The following is a 1,947-nucleotide window of genomic DNA, read 5'->3' on the forward strand; positions in this document are numbered from 1 at the left end:
CCGCCACCGGCCCCGTCAGGTCGCCGGGTCGCCCGCTCGGTCGGCCGGCCGCTGCTCGGCCGCCGGCTCGGGGTCCGCCGGCCGCTCGCCCGCCGGCCGGGAATCCGCCGGCTGCGCACCGTCCTGCCGGCCGCTCGTCGCCGGCTGCTTCGCCGCGCGGCGGGGCAGCTTGCCCTGGGTCACGGCGAGCGCCGCGCCGGCCAGCAGCACCACGGCGCCCACCCCCTGGAGCCAGCCGAAGGACTCGTTGAGGATCAGGGTGGCGCACAGGGTGTTGATCACCGGCACGTTGAACATCATCAGCGACGCCTTGCCCGGGCCGACCTCGCCCACGCCGCGGTAGTAGAGCAGGTTGGCGACCGCGGCGGCGCCCACCGCCAGGTAGACCGCGTTCAGCCAGAGGCTGGTGGGCAGCGCCGACCAGTCGGTGTCGGCCATGTCGGGTGCGGCCAGCGCGGCGAGCAGTACGGCGCCCGCGCAGGTCGCGTACGTGGTGGCGCGCAGCGGCGCGATGCCGGCCATCACCCGCGGCCCGACCAGCGTGTACGACGCCCAGCACACCGCGCTCAGCAGGAACAGGAAGTCGCCCCACAGGCGGTCGGAGCCGCCGCCCCCGCTGCCGCCGGCACCCAGGAAGAAGATCACCGCGCCGGTCAGTCCCAGGCTGAGGCCCACCACGCGCGGCCAGTTCGCCTTTTCCTTCCCGGACAGCAGCAGGAACGAGCTGGTCAGCACCGGGCTCATGACGGGCACCAGAATGCCCGCGTCCAGGGACGGCGCGAGCGAAAGGCCCCAGAAGAAGAACCCGTTGTACGCGAAGACGCCGAGCACCCCGGCGGCCCCGGCCAACCAGGCGTTGCGCGCCGGTACCGGGGTCTCCCGCCGGTCGAACAGCCAGACCGCCAACAGCAAGGCGATGGCCCCGCCACCGAACCGCAGGAAGGCCCCCACGGTGTGCGGCACCTCGTCCACGACGGCCTTGGAGCTGGAGAACGAGCCTCCCCACAGCACCATGGTGGTCAGCAGCAGCACGTAAGGGTTGCTAGCCCATCTCCGCATTCCCATGGGCGCACACTGTGCCCGGCGCCGTGCCCCATGCCTTGAACGCTGGTGCGGGGGTCACAATGGGCCCATGTCAGTGGGGAAGAACAGGGTCCGGTACTGGCGGGACGCCACCCGCCCGCTGGAGGCCATGCACGCCAAGTTCCACGATCACGTGTACTCCCGGCACAGCCACGACACCTACTCCTTCGGCATCACCGACGAGGGTGCGCAGAGCTTCCGCTGCCGGGGCGCCGACCACACCAGTGCCGCCGGCATGGTGATGGCCTTCAACCCCGACGAGGTGCACGACGGCCGGGCCGCGGTCGAGTTGGGTTACCACTACCGCATCGTGCACATCGGCCCGTCGGTGGTGAGCGACATCCTCGCGGACGCCTCTGACGGGCGGTCAGAGGCGATGCCGCTGTTCCTGCGCCCGGTGCTGACCGATCCGTTGCTCACCGGCGTGCTCGCCCGGCTGCACGCCACCTTGCTCGGCCCCTCCAGCGCGCTGGACCGCGAGGAGTTGCTCACCGCGGCCGTGCTGGCGATGGCCGAGCGCGGCGCGACCCGCACCCCGCTGCTGCGCTCGCTCGCCGGGGCCGAGCAGCGGCGGGCGGCCCGGCGGGCCCGCGCCGTGCTGGACAAGTCGCTGCTCGGCCCGGTCTCCGCCCAGCAGTTGGCGACGGCGGCCGGGTGCAGCAGGTTCGCGCTCTACCGCGCGTTCCGGGCCGAGTACGGCATGGCGCCCAGCGACTACCAGCGGCTGTTGCGGCTGCGCCGCGCGCGGACCCTGCTGACCAGCGGCATGGCCCCGGGGGGGGGGGGGGGGGGGGGCGCCCGGCGCGCCGCCCGCCCCCCCCCCCCCCCCCCCCCCCCCCCCCCCCCCCCCCCCCCCCCCCCCCC

Annotated in this window: 2 protein-coding genes; one reads left to right on the plus strand and one right to left on the minus strand. The window is 74.4% G+C overall.

Features of this window, described 5'->3' with window-relative positions; genetic code table 11:
* Positions 1 to 15: 15 nt before the first annotated feature.
* A complete protein-coding gene (locus tag AAHZ94_RS33365; protein ID WP_349997443.1) occupies positions 16 to 1,032 on the minus strand; it encodes a DMT family transporter in 1,017 nt (338 codons plus the stop codon).
* A gap of 100 nt (positions 1,033 to 1,132) precedes the next feature.
* Here AAHZ94_RS33365 and AAHZ94_RS33370 point away from each other — a divergent pair.
* Positions 1,133 to 1,947, plus strand: an 815-nt coding sequence (locus AAHZ94_RS33370; RefSeq protein ID WP_349997444.1) for an AraC family ligand binding domain-containing protein, incomplete at its 3' end; no start/stop codon positions are given.

Source organism: Streptomyces sp. HSW2009, assembly GCF_040240285.1.
GTDB lineage: Bacteria > Actinomycetota > Actinomycetes > Streptomycetales > Streptomycetaceae > Streptomyces.